This window comes from Enterobacteriaceae endosymbiont of Donacia tomentosa, assembly GCF_012571135.1.
Lineage (GTDB): Bacteria > Pseudomonadota > Gammaproteobacteria > Enterobacterales > Enterobacteriaceae.
On record NZ_CP046216.1, the window covers coordinates 427,626 to 453,380 of the forward strand.

General features: G+C 19.3%; 18 protein-coding genes. 11 read left to right on the forward strand and 7 right to left on the reverse strand.

Annotated elements, in window-relative coordinates; genetic code table 11:
* Window positions 1–1,105: 1,105 nt before the first annotated feature.
* Together nrdA and nrdB are read left to right on the forward strand one after the other, a co-directional pair.
* Window positions 1,106–3,388: a class 1a ribonucleoside-diphosphate reductase subunit alpha gene (gene nrdA, locus GJT88_RS02065; RefSeq protein ID WP_168895273.1), complete on the forward strand. Its 2,283-nt coding sequence runs from the start codon at window positions 1,106–1,108 to the stop codon at window positions 3,386–3,388.
* A gap of 36 nt (window positions 3,389–3,424) precedes the next feature.
* Window positions 3,425–4,555, forward strand: coding sequence for a class Ia ribonucleoside-diphosphate reductase subunit beta (nrdB, locus tag GJT88_RS02070; protein ID WP_168895274.1), 1,131 nt, complete (start codon window positions 3,425–3,427; stop codon window positions 4,553–4,555).
* A gap of 98 nt (window positions 4,556–4,653) precedes the next feature.
* Here the strand turns inward: nrdB and GJT88_RS02075 are convergent, their stop codons facing one another.
* Together GJT88_RS02075 and GJT88_RS02080 are read right to left on the reverse strand one after the other, a co-directional pair.
* Window positions 4,654–6,048, reverse strand: coding sequence for a basic amino acid/polyamine antiporter (locus GJT88_RS02075; RefSeq protein WP_168895275.1), 1,395 nt, complete (start codon window positions 6,046–6,048; stop codon window positions 4,654–4,656).
* Window positions 6,049–6,236: 188 nt separating this feature from the next.
* A complete protein-coding gene (locus GJT88_RS02080) occupies window positions 6,237–6,983 on the reverse strand; it encodes a Nif3-like dinuclear metal center hexameric protein (protein ID WP_168895345.1) in 747 nt (248 codons plus the stop codon).
* A 167-nt stretch (window positions 6,984–7,150) separates the two neighbouring features.
* Here GJT88_RS02080 and GJT88_RS02085 point away from each other — a divergent pair, with 167 nt between their 5' ends.
* Genes GJT88_RS02085 through rplS form a run of 5 tightly spaced genes read left to right on the forward strand, consistent with a single transcriptional unit; the run spans window position 7,151 to window position 10,489 of the window.
* Window positions 7,151–8,527, forward strand: coding sequence for a signal recognition particle protein (locus GJT88_RS02085; protein WP_168895276.1), 1,377 nt, complete (start codon window positions 7,151–7,153; stop codon window positions 8,525–8,527).
* A gap of 27 nt (window positions 8,528–8,554) precedes the next feature.
* Window positions 8,555–8,782 carry a 30S ribosomal protein S16 gene (gene rpsP, locus GJT88_RS02090; protein ID WP_168895277.1) on the forward strand — a complete coding sequence of 76 codons (228 nt, stop codon included), beginning with the start codon at window positions 8,555–8,557 and terminating at the stop codon, window positions 8,780–8,782.
* A gap of 15 nt (window positions 8,783–8,797) precedes the next feature.
* Window positions 8,798–9,331 carry a ribosome maturation factor RimM gene (rimM, locus tag GJT88_RS02095; protein ID WP_168895278.1) on the forward strand — a complete coding sequence of 178 codons (534 nt, stop codon included), beginning with the start codon at window positions 8,798–8,800 and terminating at the stop codon, window positions 9,329–9,331.
* 31 nt (window positions 9,332–9,362) lie between these two features.
* A complete protein-coding gene (gene trmD, locus GJT88_RS02100; protein ID WP_168895346.1) occupies window positions 9,363–10,115 on the forward strand; it encodes a tRNA (guanosine(37)-N1)-methyltransferase TrmD in 753 nt (250 codons plus the stop codon).
* Window positions 10,116–10,135: 20 nt separating this feature from the next.
* Entirely contained in the window at window positions 10,136–10,489 is a 354-nt protein-coding gene (gene rplS / locus GJT88_RS02105; protein WP_168895279.1) for a 50S ribosomal protein L19, read from the forward strand.
* A gap of 24 nt (window positions 10,490–10,513) precedes the next feature.
* Here the strand turns inward: rplS and recD are convergent, their stop codons facing one another.
* Genes recD through GJT88_RS02120 form a run of 3 tightly spaced genes read right to left on the reverse strand, consistent with a single transcriptional unit; the run spans window position 10,514 to window position 19,157 of the window.
* Window positions 10,514–12,370 (reverse strand): exodeoxyribonuclease V subunit alpha, encoded by a 1,857-nt coding sequence (recD, locus tag GJT88_RS02110; protein ID WP_168895280.1) that lies wholly within the window; start codon window positions 12,368–12,370, stop codon window positions 10,514–10,516.
* Window positions 12,371–12,401: 31 nt separating this feature from the next.
* The gene (recB, locus tag GJT88_RS02115; RefSeq protein WP_168895281.1) at window positions 12,402–15,947 is read right to left on the reverse strand and encodes an exodeoxyribonuclease V subunit beta; all 3,546 of its coding nucleotides are present in this window, start codon (window positions 15,945–15,947) and stop codon (window positions 12,402–12,404) included.
* Between the two features lie 15 nt (window positions 15,948–15,962).
* Complete coding sequence (locus GJT88_RS02120) at window positions 15,963–19,157, reverse strand: exodeoxyribonuclease V subunit gamma (RefSeq protein WP_168895282.1); 3,195 nt, start codon at window positions 19,155–19,157, stop codon at window positions 15,963–15,965.
* Window positions 19,158–19,328: 171 nt separating this feature from the next.
* On the opposite strand from GJT88_RS02120, the gene GJT88_RS02125 reads away from it, so the two are divergent.
* Entirely contained in the window at window positions 19,329–19,991 is a 663-nt protein-coding gene (locus tag GJT88_RS02125) for a MutH/Sau3AI family endonuclease (RefSeq protein ID WP_168895283.1), read from the forward strand.
* Between the two features lie 84 nt (window positions 19,992–20,075).
* Here GJT88_RS02125 and lysA read toward each other — a convergent pair whose 3' ends face one another.
* A complete protein-coding gene (gene lysA, locus GJT88_RS02130; RefSeq protein ID WP_168895284.1) occupies window positions 20,076–21,344 on the reverse strand; it encodes a diaminopimelate decarboxylase in 1,269 nt (422 codons plus the stop codon).
* A 415-nt stretch (window positions 21,345–21,759) separates the two neighbouring features.
* On the opposite strand from lysA, the gene GJT88_RS02135 reads away from it, so the two are divergent.
* The 3 genes from GJT88_RS02135 (at window position 21,760) to crr (ending at window position 24,449) form a co-directional block, all read left to right on the forward strand.
* Window positions 21,760–22,014 (forward strand): HPr family phosphocarrier protein, encoded by a 255-nt coding sequence (locus GJT88_RS02135; protein WP_168895285.1) that lies wholly within the window; start codon window positions 21,760–21,762, stop codon window positions 22,012–22,014.
* A gap of 176 nt (window positions 22,015–22,190) precedes the next feature.
* Window positions 22,191–23,909 carry a phosphoenolpyruvate-protein phosphotransferase PtsI gene (ptsI, locus tag GJT88_RS02140; RefSeq protein WP_168895286.1) on the forward strand — a complete coding sequence of 573 codons (1,719 nt, stop codon included), beginning with the start codon at window positions 22,191–22,193 and terminating at the stop codon, window positions 23,907–23,909.
* A 36-nt stretch (window positions 23,910–23,945) separates the two neighbouring features.
* On the forward strand, window positions 23,946–24,449 hold the full coding sequence (crr, locus tag GJT88_RS02145) for a PTS glucose transporter subunit IIA (protein ID WP_168895287.1): 504 nt from the start codon (window positions 23,946–23,948) through the stop codon (window positions 24,447–24,449).
* Between the two features lie 581 nt (window positions 24,450–25,030).
* On the opposite strand, the gene GJT88_RS02150 is transcribed toward crr, so the two are convergent.
* On the reverse strand, window positions 25,031–25,753 hold the full coding sequence (locus tag GJT88_RS02150; protein ID WP_168895288.1) for a YebC/PmpR family DNA-binding transcriptional regulator: 723 nt from the start codon (window positions 25,751–25,753) through the stop codon (window positions 25,031–25,033).
* Window positions 25,754–25,755: the final 2 nt, after the last annotated feature.

Below are 25,755 nucleotides of genomic sequence, written 5' to 3' on the forward strand. Positions count from 1 at the left end.
TTACATATATTTATGATGATAATAAATAAAATAGATTATTATAAAATCAATATTACTTATTTAAAATGTTAAATATTTTAATTATGTAAATATATTTATTTTTTAATAAAAAAATTTTTGTTAAATATAATTTATATAAAAACTAAAAGTTTAGTTTTAAATTTTAAATTTTTAAGAATATTATTAGTTATTTATATAAAATAACTAATAAAAAATAATTAAAGATCGTGTATCTTTTTTTATATTAAAAAGTATTATTATATCTATAGATAATAAAATTATTAGCGTTTTTTATAATTTATATATAAAAGTTAATAATATTTTTTATTTAAAATAAAAAATATCTGTTATAAATATATTTATATTAAAAATTTATATTCCTAATTAAAAAAATGTAATATTAATTAAAATATTTCTGAATTAATAACTTTAATACTTTTAATCATAAAAATACAAAAATTTGATAATATAAAAAATATTGTATAGACAACTAAAAAAAATTAGTAATATTTTTTTAAAAAATAAATAAGTATTCTAGATAAAAAATTAGTAAAATTTATAAAAGATTTTTGCATTAAAAGTTTTTTATTTTAAAAAATTTAATTATAATAAAAAATATGAAAAATTAAAAAAATATCTTATACGTATTTAACAAATACATAAAAATAATAAAAATGAAGTATACAATTTTAACTTAAATAAATAAAAATACTATTGATATTTCAAAGAAACTAAAATTTTATGTAAAAAACGTATTTTAAATATAAAATAGAAATAATATGAAATTATTGTAATAAAATATTTTTAATTTTATATTTTAAATTTTTTTATAAAACTACTTAATAATATTATTATAATGTAAATTATCATAACCGATAGCTAATTATTTTTTTAAAAAAATAATATTTATAATTTTTATAAATTTAGTAAAGTAAATAACTTTTAATAAATTTTTTATAAAAATATTAATTAATATATTTTTGATAAAATATAAAAAATAAATTAAATATAATTTTTTTATAAGAAAAATTTCAAATTTTATATTTTAATACTAAAAATATTAATTTAATTTCTCCTTTTTTGTATTAATACATGGATATTAATTATGAATAATCGTTTATTTGTTGTAAAAAGAAATGGTTGTAAAGAATTATTAAATTTAAATAAAATTAATATAGTACTATCTCGTGCAGCCAAAGGATTAAAAGATATTTCTATATCAGATATAAAAAAAAAATTATATTTACAATTTTATAATAAAATTAGTACAATAAATATCCATGATATTATTGTCAAAATTACAGCAGATTTAATTTCCATAAAAAGTCCTGATTACCAATATATGGCTGCAAGGTTAGCAATTTCTCATTTAAGAAAAAAAGCATATGGTAAATTTAGACCTCCAAAATTATATAATCATGTAAAAACAATGGTAAATTTAAAAAAATATGATAAGCTTCTTATAGAAAAATATACAAAAGAAGATTTTGAATTAATGGATGAATTTATTGATCATAATCGTGATATGCATTTTTCTTATGCAGCTGTAAAACAATTAGAGGGTAAATATCTTGTTAAGAATAGAGTCACAGGGAAAATTTATGAAAGTCCACAATTCTTATATATTTTAATTGCTGCATGTTTATTTTATAATTATCCATGTCAAAAAAAAATGTATTATATAAAATATTTTTATAACGCAATTTCTAATTTTAAAATTTCTTTACCAACTCCCATTATGTCTGGAGTACGCACAATTACTAAACAATTTAGTTCATGTATTTTAATTGAATGTGGTGATAATATTGATTCTATTAATGCTACTACCAGTAGTATCATAAAATATGTTTCTCAAAAAGCAGGAATTGGTATTAATGTAGGTAGAATACGTGCTGTTGGGAGTCCCATTAGAAATGGAGAAGCATTTCATACAGGATGTATCCCTTTTTATAAACATTTTCAAACAGCTATAAAATCTTGTTCTCAAGGAGGGGTAAGAGGGGGAGCAGGTACGTTATTTTTTCCATTATGGCATTTTGAAATTACGAACTTACTAGTTTTAAAAAATAACCGAGGAATAGAAACTAATAGAGTCAGATACGTGGATTATACTGTTCAAATAAATAAATTATTATATAAACGTTTAATAAAAGGAGATAAAATTACTTTATTTAGTCCTTCGGATGTTCCAGGATTATATGAAACTTTTTTTTCAAATCAAAAAAAATTTAAAATACTGTACAAAAAATATGAAAATGATGATAGTATTAGGAAGAGGAGTGTTAGTGCTATACATTTATTTTCATTAATGATGAAAGAACGCACTTCTACTGGAAGGATATATATTCAAAATGTTGATCATTGTAATACACATTCTCCTTTTAACCCTAAATTAGCTCCTATCAGACAATCAAATCTTTGTTTGGAAATTACGTTACCTACTAAAGTATTAAAGAGTATTAATGATATTAATGGTGAAATTGGTTTATGTACTTTAGCTGCTTTTAATTTAGGAAAAATTAAAAATTTAAACGAAATCAAAAAATTATCTGATCTAATAGTTCGGGCATTAAACTGTTTATTAGATTATCAGAAATATCTTATTCCTGCTGCAAAAAATTCAGCATTAGGTCGGAGACCATTAGGTATAGGAGTAATTAATTTTGCTTATTATTTAGCTAAAAATAATGTTCGATACTCTGATAATAGTGCAAATAATTTAACACATAAAACATTTGAAGCTATACAATATTATTTGTTAAAAGCTTCTAACAATTTAGCTAAAGAAGAAGGCCCTTGTCCTTTATTTCGTGAAACGAATTATGCAAAGGGTATATTACCTATTGATACGTATAAAAATTATATTGATAGTCTTTATACAGAACCTTTACACTATGATTGGGAATATTTAAGAAAAAATATTCAAAAGTATGGATTACGTAATTCAACATTATCTGCACTAATGCCTTCAGAAATATCATCTCAAATATCTAATGCCACAAATGGAATTGAACCACCTAGAGGTTTTATTAGTATAAAAACATCTAAAAATGGTATTTATAAACAAGTAGTCCCGGATTTTTATAAACTAAAAGAAAAATATGAGTTATTATGGGATATGCCTAATAATGATGGATATTTACATCTAATCAGTATAATGCAAAAATTTATTGATCAGTCAATTTCATCAAATATAAATTATGATCCTCAAGTTTTTTATAAAAATAAAATACCAATGCAAAAATTATTAGAAGATTTACTGAAAGCCTATAAATTAGGAATTAAAACCCTATACTATCAGAATACTAGAGATGGAGCAAAAAATCCACAAGATGAAGATATTTTAAAAAAAAATGATCTTTGTTCAAATGGTTCTTGTATAATTTAATTTTTTAAAGTTATTATTTTTAATACGGATAATACAATGAATTACACTACTTTTTCTCATAAAAAAAATAACCAATTAAAAGAACCTATGTTTTTTGGACAATCTGTAAATATAGCTCGTTATGATCAGCAAAAACATTATATTTTTGAAAATTTAATTGAAAAACAATTAAGTTTTTTTTGGAGACCGGAAGAAATAGATATATCATATGATTGTATACATTACCAAAATTTACCTAAACATGAAAAACATATATTTATTAGTAATTTAAAATATCAAACTTTATTAGATTCTATTCAAGGACGAAGTCCAAATATAGCATTATTACCACTTATTTCTATACCGGAATTAGAAACATGGGTAGAAACATGGTCTTTCTTTGAAACAATACATTCTAGATCTTATACTCATATAATTAGAAATATTGTAAATGAACCATCACTCATTTTTGATGATATTGTTACCAATCAGAATATTATTTTAAGAACAAAAGATATTATTAAATATTATGATGAATTAATTGAAATGACAAATTATTGGCATTTGTTAGGTGAAGGAATTCATTTTATTAATAATAAAAAAATTATTATTAATCTATATAATTTAAAAAAAAAACTATATCTATGTTTAATGAATGTAAATATTTTAGAAGCTATCAGATTTTATGTAAGTTTTGCATGCTCTTTTGCATTTGCTGAAAGAGAATTAATGGAAGGTAATGCAAAAATTATTAGATTTATAGCTCGTGATGAATACCTACATTTAATGGGTACTCAATATATACTTAATATTATGCAAAAAGGTATAGAAGATAAAGAAATGGCAAAAATTGCTATTGAATGTCAAAATCAATGTTATCAGTTATTTATTAACGCATCTATTCAAGAAAAACAATGGGCTGAATATTTATTCAGTAATGGATCTATATTAGGATTAAATAAGAATATCTTGTGTCAATATATTGAATATATTACTAATATTAGAATGAAAAAAGTTGGATTAAAAAGTCCATTTCAAACTAATAAAAATCCTATTCCTTGGATTAATTCTTGGCTTATATCAGATAATGTACAAATGGCTCCTCAAGAAGTAGAAGTAAGTTCTTATTTAGTAGGTCAAATTGATTCTACAGTAGATATTAAAAAACTTAGTAAAATTAAATTATAATATTTTTTAATGACTGTTATAAATAATGTTGTAAATAACAGTCATTAAATATTTTTTATATATAAGTTATAAGTTAAGAACTATTAAAATAATAATAATTATTTTAATATATAATATAAAGAATAAAACGATGCTATTAGCAAAATAAAACAAAATATTTTTTCTTTTTTATTTAAGGATAAAATATTAGGATTATTAATTTTTGTTAATATTAATAATATTAATCCTGGAGCATATAAAACTAACGACAATAATAAATTTAAAAAACCAGAAGCAAATAATAACCATATTCCATATAAACAAGAACCAAATCCTACAAATAAATTCCATTTATTATATCTTTCTTTTAAAGATATCTTAAATAAATATGCTCCTACTAAAAAATAAGGTACTAATATCATTTCAGAAGCAATAGTTAATAAACGATTATAATCTAATTTAGTTAACCAAATTAATATTAAGCATATTTGCATACTAATATTAGTGAGTAATAAAGCATATGAAGGAGCTTTATTATTATTTTGTTTTATTAATATTTGAGGAAACATTTTATTTTTAGCAGCAATCCATGGTACTTCTGCAGCCATAATTGTCCAACTTAAATAAGCACTACATACAGATATAATTAAACCTAATGCAATAAATATATCTCCCCATTCCCCAATTAAAACCGTCATTAAACCAGCCATAGAAGGATTTCTCATAATTGACAAATCAGCTCTACTAATAATACCTAAAGATAATAATGTGACAGATGAATAAACACATAAAGCTATTATAACGGCTAATAATGTTGCTTTACCTACATCTTTTTTATTTTTTGCTCTAGATGATAAAATAACAGCACCTTCTATACCAATAAAAACCCATAAGGTAATTAACATTGTATTTTTTACTTGTTTCCAAATCGGAATATTTAAAGCTGTTCCGGTAATATCGATATTAAATTTTTTAAAATTAAAAACAATAAAAGATAAAAATATAAATATACTTAAAGGTATTAATTTACATAATGTTGCTATTATACTGACATTAGAGGCTGTTTTAGTTCCTTTTAATAATAAAAAATGTATTAACCATAATAAAAGAGATTCTCCTAATACAGAAGCCCATGTATTACCATTACCAAAAATTATATGGTTATGAGTATCAAAAAAAAAACTAATAGCAGAAAAAACAATAACTAAATAAGAAACATTAGCAATAATTGCACATAACCAATATCCCCATGCAGAACAAAAACCTATTAATTCTCCGAATCCTTCTCTAGCATATTCAAAAATACCCCCTTCAAGATCTGGTTTTAATTCATTTAGTAATAATAGTGTCATTGCTAGAAAAATAATACCTATTCCTGTAATACTCCATCCAATTATTAAAGCAATAGGTCCTGCAATTACTGCCATGTTTTGGGGTAAACTGAATACTCCTGCTCCTAACATAGAACTAATTACTAATGATGTTAATGCTATTAAATTTAATTTTTTATCCAAAATAATTCCTTTAAAATATATACATTATTAATTAAAATTATTTATTTAAAAACACATAATTTAAAATAAAAAAAATAACAATTAGTTTTTATATTATTTAATCGATTTTATGAAAAATCATTTAAAAATTATAAATATTTTACTATTAAATAATTATATATATATATATTTTATTTAAAAAATATATTTTAAACTGGATTATTTATATTAATAAAATTAACTTTTAAATTAAATTTATTTTTTAGCCATTGTCCTAACATAATTACTCCTCCTTTTTCTGTAGCATAATGTCCTGCACTAATGAAATGAATTCCATGTTCCCTAGCAATATACAGATTATTTTCAGAAACTTCTCCTGTAATAAAAACATCTGCACCAAAATTTGCTACTTCTTCAAGAAATTTTTGTCCTGCTCCTGTACACCATGCTATTTTATAAATTTCTTTAGGAGCATTTTCACCAAAATGTAATGGAGTACGATTTAATTTTTTAGTAATATCAAAAATAAAATATTTTATATTAACTCTATTTTTTAAATAACCATAAAAAACAAAAGAATTAATTTTACCGGCTACATTAATATTTAGTAATTTTGCTAAATAAATATTATTTCCTAATTGATAACTTATATCTAATGGAAAATGCCAACTATACAAGTTAATATTATTCAATAAAATTTGACATATTCTTTTTTTTTTAATACCTGTTATAATAGGTGATTCATTTTTCCAGAAATAACCATGATGTACTATAACAGCATCTGTTTTTAACAATATAGCTTTATTTAATAATTTTTGGGATGCACTAACTCCTGTTATAATATTTTTTATTTGATTTTTTCCTTCTATTTGTAATCCATTAGGCGCATAATCTTTCAAATTTGTTTTTATATTTAACTTTTTATTTATAACCGCTTCTAATTTATAATTATTAATCATGTTAATCTTATATATATTTCTAAAAATATATTAAAAAATATTTATCATATTATTTTGAAATAATAGATTTTGTATAATAATATATCTTTATTAAAAATTTTTAATAATTATATAATAATTAATTATTCTTTAATTTAAAGAATATTTTGAAGAGAAAAGATAAAATGTTTAAAAACTTAAGTAATAAACTATTTAAAGTACTTTCTAAAATTAGTAACTATGGACGTTTAACAGAAAAAAATATAAAAGATACTTTACATGAAATTTATATAAGTTTATTAGAAGCTGATGTAGCTTTAGATGTTATTAAAAATTTTATTTTTACAATAAAACAAGAAGCTATTGGTAAAAATATTAATCATAGTTTTACTCCTGGACAAGAATTAATACAATTAGTCAAAAAAAATTTGATTAAAATAATTAGTTCTCCAAATAATAAAATTAATATTTCTGTTCAACCCCCTGCAACTATATTATTAGTAGGGTTACAAGGAGCTGGAAAAACAACAAGTGTTGTAAAATTAGCATATTTTTTAAAAAAAAAATATAAAAAAAAAATTATTGTTGTATCGACAGATATTTATAGACCCGCAGCTATAGAACAATTAAAAATTTTAGCTAAAAATACACAAATAGATTATTTTAATATAGATATCAAATCTAATCCAATAGAAATATCCAAACAAGTATTAAATTATGTTAAAGTTAATTTTTATGATATATTAATCGTTGACACAGCAGGTAGATTACATATAAATCATCGTATGATGGAAGAAATAAAAGATATTCATGCCATATTAAATCCTATAGAAACTTTATTTGTAATTGATGCTATGACAGGACAAGATTCTATTAATAGTGCAAAAGCATTTAATAAAATATTACCTATTACCGGAGTTTTTTTAACTAAAACAGATAGTGATGCTAGAGGAGGGGTAGCTTTATCTGTAAAATATATTACACAAAAACCTATTAAATTTATTGGAACTGGGGAAAAAATAAGTGACATGACAATTTTTTCTCCTGAAAATATTGCTACCAAAATATTAGGAATGTCTTCAGAATTATCTATTATTAAAAATATTAAAGATAAAATCAACTATGAAAAAAATCAAAAATTAATTAAAAAATTACAAAATAAAAGTCAATTAAGTTTACAAGATTTTTTAGATCAATTGAAACAAATTTATCAAATAGGCAGTAATAATATTACAACTTTATTAAATAAAATGAAAATAGGTGATATACAAAATTTAGCATATCCAATATTAAATACCATTAACGTAGACCAAAAAATGATAAATAATATAGAAGTTATGATGAATTCTATGACTAAATTAGAAAAAATAAATGTTGAAATTATTAATTTTTCAAGAAAAAAAAGAATATCCTTAGGTTCAGGTATTAGTATACAAAAAATACATGCTATATTTAAACAATATAACCAAATGAAGTTAATTACTAAAAAGATAACTAAAAAGAATAATATGAATAAAATCATTAAAAATATGCAAAAATTTTTCCCTAAAAAAATTTTTTAACAATTATAAAACAAAGGTAAATATACAATGGTTAAAATTCGTTTAGCAAGAAAAGGAATAAAAAAAAAACCTTTTTATCATATAGTTGTGACAGACAGTAGAAATTCTAGAGATGGGCGTTTTATCGAACGTTTAGGGTATTTTGATCCTATTTTTAAAGAAAAAACAAAAATTAAAATTAATAAAGAAAGAGTAAATTTTTGGTTAGCAAAAGGAGCTCTTATATCTAAAAGGGTTAATTTTCTATTAAAATAATTTTGTAAAATATTTATGCATATTACTAAAAAAAAAATAATTTTAGGTAAATTCGGTCGAGTTCATGGGATACATGGATGGATAAAATTATTTTCTTTTACTAAAAGAAAAGGAGATATTTTTAATTATAAAAATTTATTTATTTTGAAAAATCAAAAAAATTCGTTTTTAATCAAATTCAGTAATTATATTATAAAAAAAAATAATTATATTGTAAAAATTAATAATATTAATAATCGTAATAAAATTACTGAATTTGTAAATTGTAAGATTTATATTTTGGAAGCTGAACTAATTTTATATAAAAAACCTAAAGAATATTATTGGTATGAAATTATTGGATGTAAAGTAATAAATATTAATAAAGTTTATTTAGGTTATATTATACAAATAATAGAAACTGGAGCTAATGATGTTATTGTAGTAAAATATCAAAATTTAAATAAAAAAATAATAAATAAAAAAATTTTAATTCCTTTTATTTTTAAACAAGTTATTAAAAATATAGATTTAATTAATAAAGTTATTAAAGTTAGTTGGGAATTGTAAATTTCATTAAAATTTCAGATAAAAAATTATGATGTTAATTGGTGTTATTAGTTTATTTCCAGAAATCTTTCAACCTTTTATTAAATATGGCATTATACAAAAAAGTATAAAAAAAAAATTATTAAGTATAGATTTTTGGAATCCTAGAAATTATACAAATAATAAAAAATATAAAGTAGATTCTACTATATATGGCGGTGGAGGTGGAGTTATATTAAAAGCAGAACCCTTAATAAGATCTATAGAACAAGCTAAATTAAAAATAAGAAATAATATTAAATTAATTTATTTATCTCCTCAAGGTCGGAAAATAGATACTGCCTGTATAAATTCTTTATTATGTAAAAATATAATATTAATTTGTGGTAGATATAAAGGGATAGATGAACGTATTATTACTAATTTTGTAGACGAAGAAATTTCTATAGGAGATTATATTCTTAGTGGGGGAGAACTACCAGCGATGGTATTAATAGATATAATAGTAAGACTTATACCAGGAGTATTAAATAATATACTATCTAATAGTACTGATTCTTTTTTTAATAATGGTCTATTAGATTGTCCTAATTATACTAAACCTCGTGTATTAAATAATTTTAAAGGACAAGTTCCAAAAATTTTATTGTCTGGTGATCATAAAAAAATACAACAATGGAGATTAAAACAATCATTAGGAGCAACATGGCTAAAAAGACCTGATTTATTAAAAAAGAAAAAATTAACTAAAGAAGAAAAATTTTTATTTAATGAATTTAAAACATCTTATTTTAAAAAAAATTAATATCTTGAGGTATTAAAATAATGAATAACATTATTTACAATATAGAAAAAGAACAAATAAAAAACAGTATTAATATACCTGTATTTAGATCAGGAGATACAATAGAAGTAAAATTATGGATTGTTGAAGGGTCAAAAAAGAGACTTCAATCTTTTCAGGGTATTGTAATCTCCATATGTAAAAAAAATTTGAATTCTTCTTTTACTGTTAGAAAAGTATCTAATGGAGTAGGAATAGAACGTGTATTTCCATTATATTCTAAAATAATTCATTCAATTATTATTAAAAAGATTGGTTACGTAAAAAAAGCAAAATTATACTTTTTACGTAAATTAAAAGGAAAAGCAGCTCGTATTAAAGAAAAATTAGTTTAATTTTTTATGAATTTAATAAACTTGTTAATAATTATATTTTTTATAATTCATAATTTTTTTTTTAATGTTAGAGTATCTTTTGATTTTTGATTGTATAGTTTTTTGAAAAATTGATATGTTACTATATATTGATATTTTAGATTTTGACCTTGTTACAGCTGTATATATTAATTCTTTTGTTAATACAAAAGAAAATTTATTAGGTAATATTAGTGCAGTATTTTTAAATTCTGATCCTTGAGCTTTATGTACAGTAATTGCATATGCAATATTGTATGTCGGTAAATTTTCAATGGAGACTGTTTGACATGTATCATTTGCTAATAAAAAATTAACTTTAATTTTTTTTTCATACTCATCCCAATATGATATTCCAATGTCTCCATTAAATAAATTTAAAAAATCATTATTTTTAGTAATAATAATAGGACGTCCTATATACCAATTATTTTTTAATAGTTTATTTTGTATGATATTTTTATTTATAAGTTCCCTCTCTATTATACTATTAATTTTCTTTGTTCCAAATAATCCATTTTTAACAGCACACATAATTTGAAAATGACTAAATTTATATAAAATTTTTTTTTTATTATTTAAATTTTTATTTAAATATATAAAATATTTTTTATATTCTATAATAAATGATTGAATCATTAATTCATATTGTTTTATATTAAGTATATTGAGGTATTTAATATCGTTATATTTTTGAGAAAATAGAAGTTCTTCTATTTTTTTTATATTTTCATTTTTTATAGCATTAGCTAATTTATTAATCCCAGACTTAACTTTGTATCTATAATTATTTTTTAATATAGTTATGGAATTACGAAAAAAAAACTTTTGTACATTATTCTTCCTTTTTATTTGATATTGACTAATAATATTTAACAAAGAATAATATTCTGATGTAAAAAAAAATTTTTTAAAATAACATAAATCTTTAAAAATACACCCACTTTCTACTGAAGTTAATTGATAATCATCACCTAATAATATCAAAGTACTTTTTAATGGTAATGCTTCTAAAATTATAGTCATTAAACCTAAATCAATCATAGATGCTTCGTCAATTATTAAAATATCAACATCTAAAGGATTATTTTTATTAAAAATACTGTCTTTAGTAAACATTTGAATTTTTAATAAATGATGTATAGTGGTTGCTTTTTTAGGAATATTTTTTTTTTCTTCTTTATTTATTAAATTCATAGGTTTTTTTTTAAAAAAATTATTTATTGATTCTGTTAATCGATTAGAAGCTTTTCCTGTCGTAGCAGCTATTTTAATTTTTAAAGGAATTGTAAAAAATTTTATAAAAGATAAAATCAATTTTGATATTATGCTAGTTTTACCTGTTCCTGGAGAACCTGAAATAATACTAAATTTATGTGTTAAAGCTACAAAAATGGCTGTTTTTTGTAAAAAATCATCTTTTTTAAAAAGAAAGTTTATTATGTTTTTTATATCATTAAATTTATTGATTTTTATAGTGTTTTTTATAAGATAATTTACAATTATATTTTCCTCTCTCCACATTCTATATAAATATAAACAATTATTATCTATAACAATAGGAGTAACTTTATTACCAATACTAACTATTTCATAGGTGAGTAACTCTTTTTTCCAATTTTTAATATTATCTATTTTTTTTATAATTTTGAAATTTAAATATTCTTTATGTTTTTTAAAAATTTTTTTTATATTTAATTTAGATATAGGTAAGCAAATATTTCCCCTACCAATTGCATTACTAAGCAATGCAATTACTAACATTAAAACATGATGTTTTTTAGAAGTTAAAATATAAGCAAATTGTAAATCTATTAAACGAATAATTTTTATTTTATAGAGTTTTCTTAAAAAATAATACATATTTTTATAATTATTAATATTTAAAAAAAAATTAAGATAATAATTTATCTAATTTACTAATTAATTTAATAGAAGGTCGTGTTTCCCAAATACCATTTTGATTATTTTTAATTTTATCAATCCCTCTAATATATAAATAAAGAATTTTACCAAAATGCGTTTCATAATTATAATCTTTAATACGAAATTTTAAATATTTATGAAGAGCTAATACATAAAATTGATATTGTATATCATAGCGATTTTGGCATATATTTTGTTCTATATATTTTTTTTTATAACTCTTATTATTAAATCCTAGCCAATTAGATTTATAGTCTATAATAAAATATTTATTTTTCCAACAGAAAATTAAATCTATTACTCCAGTTAAAAATCCTTTAATTTTTTCAAAAGTTAATTTAGGTAAATTATGTGAAATATTATCATATTTAAATATAATTTTGTTCAATTTTGTAATAGATAATATTTTTTTTATAGATAAATAAAATTCAAATTCTGTTTTTCTATTTTCAATATTTATTTTATTTAAAATAATTTTTTCAGTCCCTAATGAATGAGTTAAAATATTATTAAACCAATTTGTTACTACAATATGCCAATGAGAAGAAATATTATTTTTTATTAATTCTTTTTTAATAAAAGATTTTAATATTGGCTTAGTAAAATCTAATTTTTCTAAAATATTATGAATCATAATACCAATATTCTTTCCAATAGGAAAATTATATTGTGTTTTTTTTATATTTTTATCATAAACAAAAAGAAATTTATAAATATCATTATAGCTAAAATTATTATGTTGTTGTTTTTTTATTTGAGAAAAACTTGTAATAACAGAATTATTATATTTAATAAAATTAGATTTTATTTGAGAAACATATTCATTTTTTGTCTCTTTTTCTAATTGTATATTTAATTTTATTAATTTTTGTAATTTTATTATTTTAATTGAGATATCTGTACTTTTAAAATTATTTAAAATTTTTTTAAAATCTAAAGTAGATATACCATATTTTTTCCTTATTAAAAAATCTAGAGCATTATAATATGGATAATATAAAATATATTTTTTTATATTATGAATTTTAATATTACTAATACCAATACTACAATGAAAAATAGATCTTGTTAAAGATACATATAATAATCTTAAATTTTCTGAAAGACATTCTTCAAAAGAATATTTAATACTCTTTTTATTTTTATCGAAATCTATAATTGTTTTTAAATTTTTTCTATCGTGATAAATAATACCATCTAAATTAATTAAATCTACAAAATTACAAGATATAAATGGTAACCAAACAATTGGAAATTGTAATCCCTTGGATTTATGTATTGTCATAATTTTGATTTTATTTATACTATTATCAAATTTAATTTTTAAATTTGGAGTAATATTCACATTGGGATATGTTATTTGTTTTAATAACCATTCTATTATTTTATGTTTATCTGTAATATGGATACATAATGTTTGTATTATTTCACCTATATATAAAATATTTTTAATTTTTTCTTTATTAAAAGAATTCATTTTTTGTTTTTGAAAAAAAATAGAATTTTTTAAAAAAATTTCTTCCAACATTTTTAAAATCCCGTTTTTTTTCCATATTAATTGATATTTACTAAATTCTCTATTTACTTGTTTCATAAAAATTGCTTTTTTATCGTGATCAAAATTAGATAAATTAATAGAAAATAGCTTACTTCCTAATATATTAATTATTTTTTGTTCTTTATCTGGTTGTAAAATAGCTTTTAATAATAAAACTAATTCTTTAGCTTCAATCATTTCAAAAATATTATTTGGATTAGATAAATAAATAGAAGGTAAATTAAATTTTATAAATTCTTTTTGTAAAAGAATAGCTTCATAACGATTACGTACTAAAATAGTTATATCTGTAATATTAACACTATTAATACTATTATTTTTTTGTAAAATAGATTTTTTTCTTATACCTAAATGTAGTAGTTGACATATATTCTGTGCGCATGTATATGCCATTTTTTGTTTATATGAATTTATATTTGTTTCTTCTTTATCCAAGAACCAAAAAGTTATTCCAGATTTTATTTTATTATTAATAATGAAATTATAATTAGCTTTTTGTGATGTATATAAAATAGGATAAAAATTTATATTTTCAAATATAAATGGATAAGATCTATTTGAAAATAATTGATTTACACTACTTACCATAGTTTTAGATGAACGCCAATTATTTTTTAATGTATAACAATTTTTAATTTCAAAAGAAGCTTTTATATATGTAAAAATATCGGCTCCTCTAAAAGAATAAATAGCTTGTTTAGGGTCACCAATTAATATAATAATGTTATTAGAATGATTTATATATATTTTTTTAAAAATATCATATTGTTGTATATTAGTATCTTGAAACTCATCAATTAAAATTACAGGAAATATAGTTCTTATATCTTTTGCAATTTTAGAACCTGATGAACTTTTTAATATCTTATGTAATAAAATTAATAAATCATCAAAACTAATTTCTTTATTTTTTTGTTTTTCTATTCTTAAATGTTTATTTATATATTTAATAGCTTTTAATATTATTAATGCTTTGATATTAATAATTTTATCTAAAAATAAATCTATTTTATTAAATAAAATAAATTTTGGAATTTTTTTTTTATTAATAGTTTTGCTTGTTAGTTCTTTTTGAGAAAATCTAAATAATTGTTCTGGATAAAAATTATCTTCAGTTTTTTCTATACTCCATTTATCTATAATATTTATCCAATTATTAATTGATCTTTTATTATAAATATATTTATTTATTGTAGAATTACTAATTACATTAATAATGTTTTCTTTATATTTAATCCAATTTTTTTTTATATTATTAATATAATTAATATTATTATTAAATTGTTTAGACAAATTAATATTTTGAATATTATTTTTTAATAAAGGAGAAGGATATTTGGATAAAAAAGGCAATAATTTATTTAAAAAATAAGTAGGAGATTTCCAATATAAAAAAATTATTTTTATTATATTTTTAGGTAAATTATAAAAATATTTTCTCCAAAAATTTATAATAATTTTATATTGTAAATGATATTCATTGCTAATTATTTTTTCTTGAGGATTGAAATCATAAATTTCATAATTTTTAAAATTTAATATTTTTTGACAAAAAGAATGTATTGTACAAATGGAAGCATTATTGAAATTTAATTCAGCTCTGAGTAATAATTCATTAGCTTCTTTTAAATTTTTAATTTCTTTAATTAAATTATTTATTGTACTATATTTACTTTTTCCTTTTATGCATGCAATACGTAATATTTTAATACTTTTTTTAATTCTTTGACATAAACTTTGTGTAGCAAGATCTGTAAAAGTAACTACTAAAATTTGTTCTATATTTAATGGTAAAGAAGAATTATTTTGTTGATACAAACCTAAAAGTAATCTTAAATATATTATAATAATTGTAAATGTTTTACCTGTTCCTGCAGATGCTTCTATTAAATATGATCCCTGTATATTTTCTTTAAAAGGATCAAATTCTTTAAATTTTATTATTTTTTTGATCATTATAATATTACTTTTTTAATAAATATAATATACTAAATTTAGTATCCATTTTTTAATTAATAATATTGTTTTTAACCATATTTTTTCATCTAAATTAAAATTTAATCTTTCAAAATATAAATCATTACATTCTCCTGGAAAATTATTATTATTCCAATAGTAAAAAAATTTTCTTTTTGCCTGTTTTTGTATAACAATGTCATTATCAATACATTTTTTGTTAAAATTATAACAAGTATTAATCCAGGACCAGGAACTTTTCATTGGTAACATAAGAGGAGAATACATTCCATAAATATAACCATCTATGTATTGTTTTAATAAAAATATGGCTTGTTTTTTAGAAAAAAATTGAAAACCATATTTAGTATTCTTTAAACCAAAAACAAAAAAATTAAGTTTATCATTATAAATATTATTTGCACATAAAATTAAATGTTCTATCCATAATGCAATAATTGTTTTAATATCTATTAATTTTGGTTCAAATTTTATTAACCCGTAATTATATTTAAAATACCTTATTGTCCCAAATAATGTAATATCAGAAATTTTAAAATTTATTTTATTTATTATTTCTAAATATTTATATTTTTGATATTCTTGATTAAATAATTCTTTCATTTTTTTAATTTTTTCTTCCCACCAAATTTCCCCGTAATAACCATATGGTAAAGTACCTTTATTTAAAAAAAAATTATATAAATTATTAAGATCTTTATTTAAAATTAATGAATATAATATTTCTTTGTTTATTAAAAATTCTTGTAAAGCATTAATAAAAAATGGTTCTGTATCAAATAACTTTATATTATTTAAATCATGTAAATATATTTTTAATTTTTGATTAAAAAATCCTTTAACTGGATGTTTCCAAAAATTAATTAAATCATTAATTTTGATTTTTTTTATTTTCATTAATTTTAAATTAAAAATATTAGTTACATCATTATTTTTCTTTTTATTTTTAATGAAAATTAATTTTTTTTTACTTTTATATATTTTACAAATATTTTTAATAATACAATTATTTTTTTCTTTATTATTAATATAATAATTATTAGAAATATATAATAATAATTCATTTATTAAAATAGAAGGATCATTTTTACTACTACTAATTATAGGATTATTAATATAACTAATATATAATTTTTTTTCTACTGACATTATTAATTTTAAAAATAAATTTTTACTTTCATCTAAATAATTAGATCCTTCTTTATAAGGATAATTTTGCATTAAATCAAATACTATAGGATATGAAATTTTAGGAAAAAATTCATTATTCATTCCTATTATAAAAATAACTTTAAAAGATGAATTTTTAAAAAAATTAAGTGCACAAAAATTTATTTTATTTATATTAAAAATAACTTTTTTATTCATCTTTTTTATTTGAGAATTAAATTCTTCTAATATAAAATCAACAGGAATTTTTCTTTTATATTTTTCTTTTAAACCATTTTTAATAAAAAATATTATTTTTTTCATTACAAAATATATATTTGTATTTAGAGAAATATTACGAATAAAAAAATCAGAATATATTTTTAATAAAATATTTTCCCATTTTTCTAAAAAATATTTTTTATTAAGTTTTTTTTTCCATTCTTCTAATTTAAATAAAAAATTTGTGAATTTTTCTAATAACTTTCCTGTTATAATAGAACCTCCGTTATATGGAATTATATTATTCCAACTTCCTGAAATACTATTAATAGCATAACCAAGAAATAGGCGATGTAAACCAAATTTCCAAGTATATTGATCTTTTGGTATGATAATTTTATTAAAATATTTAAAATTTAATCCATATTTGATACCCAAATTTTTTACCCAAAAACGTAAACATTCTAAATCTTGTTTATTAAGATGGAATCTTTTTGATATTTGTTCATTTTCTAACAAAAAAAATATTTCATCAGGAGTAAAATCTTTATAAGGTAATTTTAATAAAAATATCAATCTATCTAATAAATCTAAATCTGGTATTTTACCCATATTTAAATTTATAGGTAAATTAATATCACTAAATGTTGCATGGATAAAAGGAATATATAATTCTAAATTAGGAGATAAAACAATAATATCATGTAATAAATATTTCGGATTATTTTCCAAAATTTTTAAAATATTATTGTATAATATACTTACCTCTACTTTTATATTTTCACAAATATTTATTGCAATTGAATTATCTGATATATTAATTTTTTTTTTATATTTTTTAGTATTAGATTTTTTTAAATTATTATTTAAGTATAAAATATCGTTTTTTATATTATTTAGTAAACTACTAGGGTCATTTTTTACAAACGATTCAATTGTTCTAGATGGTATATTTATTAATTTGTTTATATTATTTAGGTGATATTTTCCCCATGACAATAATAATGAATTATAAAATAAATAATTTTGATTTTTTTTATTAAAATTATTATTTTCTAAATTACCCCAATAATATTTACATGGAGTAAACATTAAAAGGTGTATTTCCATGTATTTTTCTATTTTTCTTAGTAATTTCAAAAAAATAGGAGGAATATTTTGAATATCTAATATAAATATTCTTTCTGGTATTAAATGATATCTAAATTTTTTATATTTATCATTTTTTTGATAAAAATTATATAATTTACCATAATGCCATAATTGTTTACCTAATTTTTTTTTATTGTATTTTATTAAATTTTGCCATAATACAGTTTGCCAGATTTGATGTTCATTGTTTAATGATGGTATCATCTTATTTTTTTCCCAAAATAATAATAATTCTGGTTTATATTTTTGATATTTATCATATAAATGATATATTTGATCTGATATTTGAAATAAAAAATTAATATTTTTTATATTATGAGAAAAATATTTTTTAAAATTAATAAAATCAATATTTGATATTAATTTAGGAATAATATACATTATTTTCCAAATAATAGATTCTCTATATAAAAAATCATCTTGATATATATCAGGTATTATTTTTATAAATAAATTTCTGATAAATTCTTCAAAAGAAATAAAATTAATATTTGCATATATTCCTAAAATATTTGAAAAATTAATTTTCATTAATTGAGCATAATGGTTATTATTATATATTATAATTTCTGGTTCTAATGGATTAGTTAAAGGTTTTTTTGTAATTTGTATTTTTATTAAATTTAATAAAATATCTATATTATTGGAATTATAAATTGTAAACATGCGTAAATTATAAATAAAGAAATTATTCTGTTATACTAACATTTTCTAAACTTTTTTGATAAAATAATTCATTTATAATTATTAAAAATAAATTTTTAAAACAAAAAATTTTATTGCAAGAATATAATTTTTTATTTTATCAAAATAAAAAATTTTGGTTATTTAAAAAAAATGTTTTCTCAATTTATCTATAATGAAAAAATGTTATTATTAAGAGCAACATTATTAACAGGAAATAATATAATAGATATTATAAAATGGACAAATTATGCAATTTCAAAAAATTTTGAAAAAGATAAAGGATTTATAGGTAAATTAATTGAATTTTTTTTATTAGGTAAAAAAACAAATAATAAATATAATCAAGATATTCCTCATTTAGGAATAGAAATAAAAACTATTACTATATATAAAAATAATAATATTATTAATGATAGTTTTATTTGTTCATTGCCATTGTTAAATAAAAATAATTTATTTTGGTATAAAAGTAAATTATACAATAAATTATCAAAAATTTTATGGATACCAATTATTGTAAAAAATAAAAAAACACATATGTTTATGAAGATAATTGGTCAACCATTATTATGGAAACCATCAGTTTTTGATAAAATTAAAATATACAATGATTGGATTAAATTTATAGAATTATTTATATTAGGACAAATCAAACATATAAATTATTATAATGGTTCTATTTTATTAGTGAAAAATAAATCAGAAAAAAAAAAATTAACGAAAACTATAGACAACCAAGGAAAAATTATATTTATTACTCCTAAATCTTTTTATTTAAAAAAAGAATTCATAAAATCATTTATTAAAGTTTAATTTTATAAATAATTTGTTATTTTAATATTTAAATTTAAATATTTTTTAATTATTAATATTATTAACTTATAAAAAATATACATTTTAAAATAATTCTAAAGAAATTAATTCTTGTATTGTTTGACGGCGACGAATTATTTTAGGTATGTTGTTTTCAATTAAAATTTCTGGTATTAAAGGTCTACTATTATAATTAGAAGACATTGACGCTCCATATGCTCCTGTATCATGAAATATTAAATAATCACCAACATTAACTAATGGTAATATAAAAAAAGTTATTTTCCCATTATCCAGTTGTGTAAATATATCACCTGATTCACATAATGGGCCCGCTATTATAGTTTCCACTTTAGGTAAATTAGACATATCATTACCTTTATATGATATTGCTGATATATAATGATAACTACCATACATTACGGGACGAATAAAATCATTAAAACCGATATCTACAAGTACAAATCTTTTGTTTTTTATATTTTTAATTGCACATACTTGACAAACTAATAGTCCTGCTTCAGCTACTAAAAATCTTCCAGGTTCAATTTCTAATTTTATATTTTTATTAAAATAATTATTAATGATATTTCTTGTTTTATTCCATAAATTAAAATAATGACTAATATTTATAATTTCGTCATTATATCTATATGGTATAGATAATCCTCCTCCAGCTGATATTATATTAATTTTTGGCATATATGGTTGTATTACGTTAGATATCATTGAATTACATACTTTTTTTAAGTGTTTATAATCTACTCCAGAACCTATATGCATATGTATTCCAATTAAATTTAATTTATATTTATTAATAATATCAATAGATTTTTTGATATCTTTATACCAAATGCCATGTTTGCTTTCTTCACCACCTGTATTAGTTTTTTTGTTATGTCCGTGTCCAAATCCAGGATTAATTCTTAACCATATATTATGTCCTTTAGATAAATTACCAAGTTGGTATAACATATCTATAGATCCAATATTTACAGTGATATTTAATTCAATAACACGTTTTAATGTTTTACTATCAAATATATCAGATGTAAAAATAATATCGTTTTCATTTTTATAATTATAACCAGCTATTAATGCTCTTTCAATTTCTCCTAATGATACTGCATCTACTTTTACTCCTTCAGATTTCATTAATTTTAAAATATTAATATTCGAACAAGCTTTTTGTGCAAATCGTACTGTATCAAATTGTTTTAATTGTAAAATTTTTTGTTTTATGTTTTCAGCACAATATATCCAAAAAGGAGAACTATATTTTTTTATCAAAAAAAATATAATTTTAATAGAAATATTATTTTTATTAAATTTTGAATCAAATATTTTTTCCATTATTATTTATCCATATTTTTAAGTAAAATATGTATTTTATTTAAAATTTTTTTAAAAAAATACTTATATAAAAATGATTATACTGATTAATAGTACACAGAAAATTTTTATTTTATATTTTAAAATTTATATGTTTTATATTATTAAGTAATAATTATATGAAAATATCATAATTCTTTTTTTTAAAAAAAGATATAATTTAAAAATATACTAAATATTTATCACCTTAATTAATTTAGTAGCCAAGATAGTTTATCTATGTTATTTATTAAATTAAATATTTAAAATGATATAATCATTTATATAATTTATTGTTAATTTTCGTTTGTCATAAGCTAATTAAATATTTTTTTTATGAAAAAACATCTTAACTAAATAAATATATAAAAAATATATCTATATTTAAGGAAAAATAATGTTGCAAAAAGAAATTATTATTAATAATACTCATGGGTTTCATACTCGTCCAGCAGCACTCTTTGTAAAAGAAGCTAAAAATTTTATATCAAATATTACAATTACATGTAATGGGAAAACAGTAAATGCTAAAAGTTTGTTTAAAATACAAACTCTAGGATTAGTTAAAGGAACATTAATAACTTTAACAGCTTCTGGACAAGATGAACAAAAAGCTATAGAACATTTAATAAGAATTATTCAAAAATTATAAGATATACTTAAGATTTATGTAAATTAAATTTTTTTATTAAAAAATCATATGTTTTATAAAAAAATTAAAATAATAATTTAATAAACAATATGAGCCATTTTTTTAAAATAGAATTGATTTGTACAAAATCATATTTATATATAAATACTGTTATCTAATAATAGAGGTAAAAAAGCATGATTTCAGGAATTTCAGCTTCTCCTGGTATTTCTTTTGGTAAAGCATTTTTACTAAAAGTAGATAATATTATTATTAATAATAATAAAATTACTGATAGTGAAATAGATGTAGAAATTAATAAGTTTTTAAAAGGACAAAAAGAATCTATAGAACAAATAGAATATATAAAAACACATTTACTAAAACAATCTAATTTAAAGAGAGAATCTATTTTAGAAGGATATATAATTTTACTTCAAGATGAAGAATTAACTAAAGAAGTTATTTTTTTAATAAAAAATAATTTATTATCAGCAGATGCTGCTGTACATTCAGTAATAACATCTCAAATAAAAACATTAAAAAAATTAAGTGATGAATATTTAAAAGAAAGAATAATAGATATTAAAGATATTGGTGATCGGTTAATCAAAAATATTCTAGGTTTAGAAATTATTAATTTAAATGAAATTAATAAAGAAGTTATTTTAATTGCAAAAGATCTTACTCCTTCTGAAACAGCTCAATTAAATTTAAAAAAAATTTTAGGATTTATTACAGATTTAGGGAGCCGAACTTCACATACAGCTATAATGGCACGTTCATTGGAAATACCTGCTATTGTAGGTACTGGTAATATTACTAGTAAAGTAAAAACTAATGATTATATAATTTTAGATAGTATTAATAATACTATTTATATTAATCCATTACAAAATGTAATTAAAAAAGAAAAAATAATATATAATAAATACGTAAAAGAAAAAAATAAATTAACTAAATTAAGTAATTTACCTGCAGTAACTAAAGATGATTATAAAATTAAAATTTGTGCTAATATCGGATCATTACAAGAATTAAATAATGTTCAAAAAAATGGAGCAGATGGGATTGGTTTATATCGTACAGAATTTTTATTTATGAACCGTAATACATTACCTTCAGAAGAAGAGCAATTTATCGCGTATAAAACTGTTGCTCAAAAAATGAAAGGGAAATCTGTAATTATTCGTACAATGGATATTGGAGGTGATAAAAAAATATCATATATGAATTTACCTAAGGAAGAAAATCCATTTTTAGGGTTTAGAGCTATTAGAGTAAGTATGGATCGCAAAGATATTTTGCATACACAATTAAAGGCTATATTAAGAGCGTCTGTTTTTGGTAAATTACATATTATGTTTCCTATGATTATTTCCATTGAAGAAGTTCTTTTTTTAAAAAATGAATTGATTTTTTTAAAAAAACAATTACAAAATAAAAAAATAAGTTTTAATAATAAAATTGCTATAGGAATAATGGTAGAAACTCCAGCATCTGCTATTATAGCTAACCATTTAGCAAAAGAAATAGATTTTTTTAGTATTGGAACTAATGATTTAACACAATATACATTAGCCGTTGATAGAGGAAATGAACTTATATCACATTTATATAATCCAATGCATCCAGCTATATTTTATTTAATAAAAAAAGTGATTGATGCTTCTCATGCTGAAGGAAAATGGACTGGCATGTGTGGTGAATTAGCAAGTGATGAACGTTTAATTCCTATTTTATTAGGAATGGGATTAGATGAATTTAGTATGAGTTCTATTTCTATTCCAAAAATTAAAAATATTATTCGTAAAACTAAAATGCAAAAAGCACAAGAATTAACTAATAATGTTTTGTTGCAACCGACAATCAAAGATATTAATAATTTAATATCAGATTATAATAAGTATAATTAATTTTATACAAAATTTTTAATAAAAGGTTTAAATTAAATGAATATTTTTTCTAAATTTTTTAAAAAAACAAAAACAATTCAAAGTACTAAAATTTATGCTCCTATAGATGGTACTATAATTGATATAGAAACTGTACCTGATACTGTATTTTCAGATAAAATTGTAGGAGACGGAATTGCTATTAATCCGACAGGTAATGTAATGGTTGCTCCTATTGATGGGACTATAGGAAAAATATTTGAAACTAATCATGCTTTTTCTATCAAAACAGCAAACAATATAGAATTATTTGTACATTTTGGAATTGATACAATTAATTTAAAAGGGAAAGGTTTTAAGCGAATATTAAATTTTGAAAAAAATAATAAAGTAAAAAAAGGGGATATAATTATTGAATTAGATCTAAATTATTTGATCAAAACAGCAAAATCTATATTAACTCCTGTAGTTATTTCTAATACTGAAGAAATAAAGAAAATTAAAAAATATTCAGGTAATATTATTGCCGGCATTGATCCAATATTAAAAATATATAAATAACATATTTTTATAAAATTTATTACTTAAAATAGTAAATGTAACAAAATCAAAATTTATTATATTTTAATAAGATTTTAATTTTTTTAATTAAACTTATTAAGTGTAATAAATATGTTATTTGTCATAAGTATGGATTAATATTTTTATAAAAAGAGAAAATTATATATAATATTTTTACTAAATTAATAATAATATTTATATTAATTTTAAATAAATTTAAAAGAGTAAATACTATTTCTTATATCGTAAATTTTTTTAGTATTAAATATTTAATTTTTTTAAATAAATATTTAAAATAAAAATAATATAACTCACTATTTATAGTGATGGTCGTATTTTTTTATATAATTTCTTTTTAAAATAAAATTTATTTTTTTTATTTTTAGATATCAAAAAATTTAAATAATTCTATTTATTATTTTCCTTTTATTTTTATAAAAATTTTAATTTAATGAAAAATTAATACTTTTTATATTGTTATTTTAAAATTTTTTATATATTAAAATAAAATATAAATTATGTTTTTAATTTAAAAATAATTTTTATATTTTAATAAAAAATATAAATAAAAATTTTACTAGTTATATTTCTGCATCATGATAAATTTCTTTTATATCTTTATGTTCTTTTAACAAAGAAAAGAAATCTATCAATTTTTTTTTTATTAGATTATCCACCTTTTTGGTAATAAACGGTTTTATAAAAAATTTTATTTTTATTGGTTTTAATGTAAATTTTTTTATTTTTTTAGTAAGAAATTTATATTTTTCTTTTGAAAAAATTATTTTAATGATTTTTTTTGTAAAAACAATATCGTCTGCTTTTAATTCTTCTGCAATATTTAAAATATCATTTTCATTATTTTTATATTCATATGCAATATATATTTGTTTTTTAAAAATATAATTAACTGAATTTTTACGTCCTAAATATCCTCCATTTTTATTTAAAATATTACGTATAAAAGATACAGTTCTATTATTATTATCAGTTATACAATTAATCATTAATGCTATATTATACGGACCATATCCTTCATAAATAATTTCTTTTAGTTTATTTTTATTTCTTTTATTTTGAATAACAGAATTTAATAAAATTCGATTAATAATTGTACGACTCATATTATATGATAATGCTTTTTCTATAACTAAACGTAATTTAGAATTATACTCAGGATTATTTCCTCCATTTTGAGAAGCTGTATTTAATTCTTTAATAATTTTAGAAAAAATTTTATCCTTTTTATTATCTTGTGTTTCTTTACGACGACGAATATTAGCCCATTTACTATGTCCTGACATAA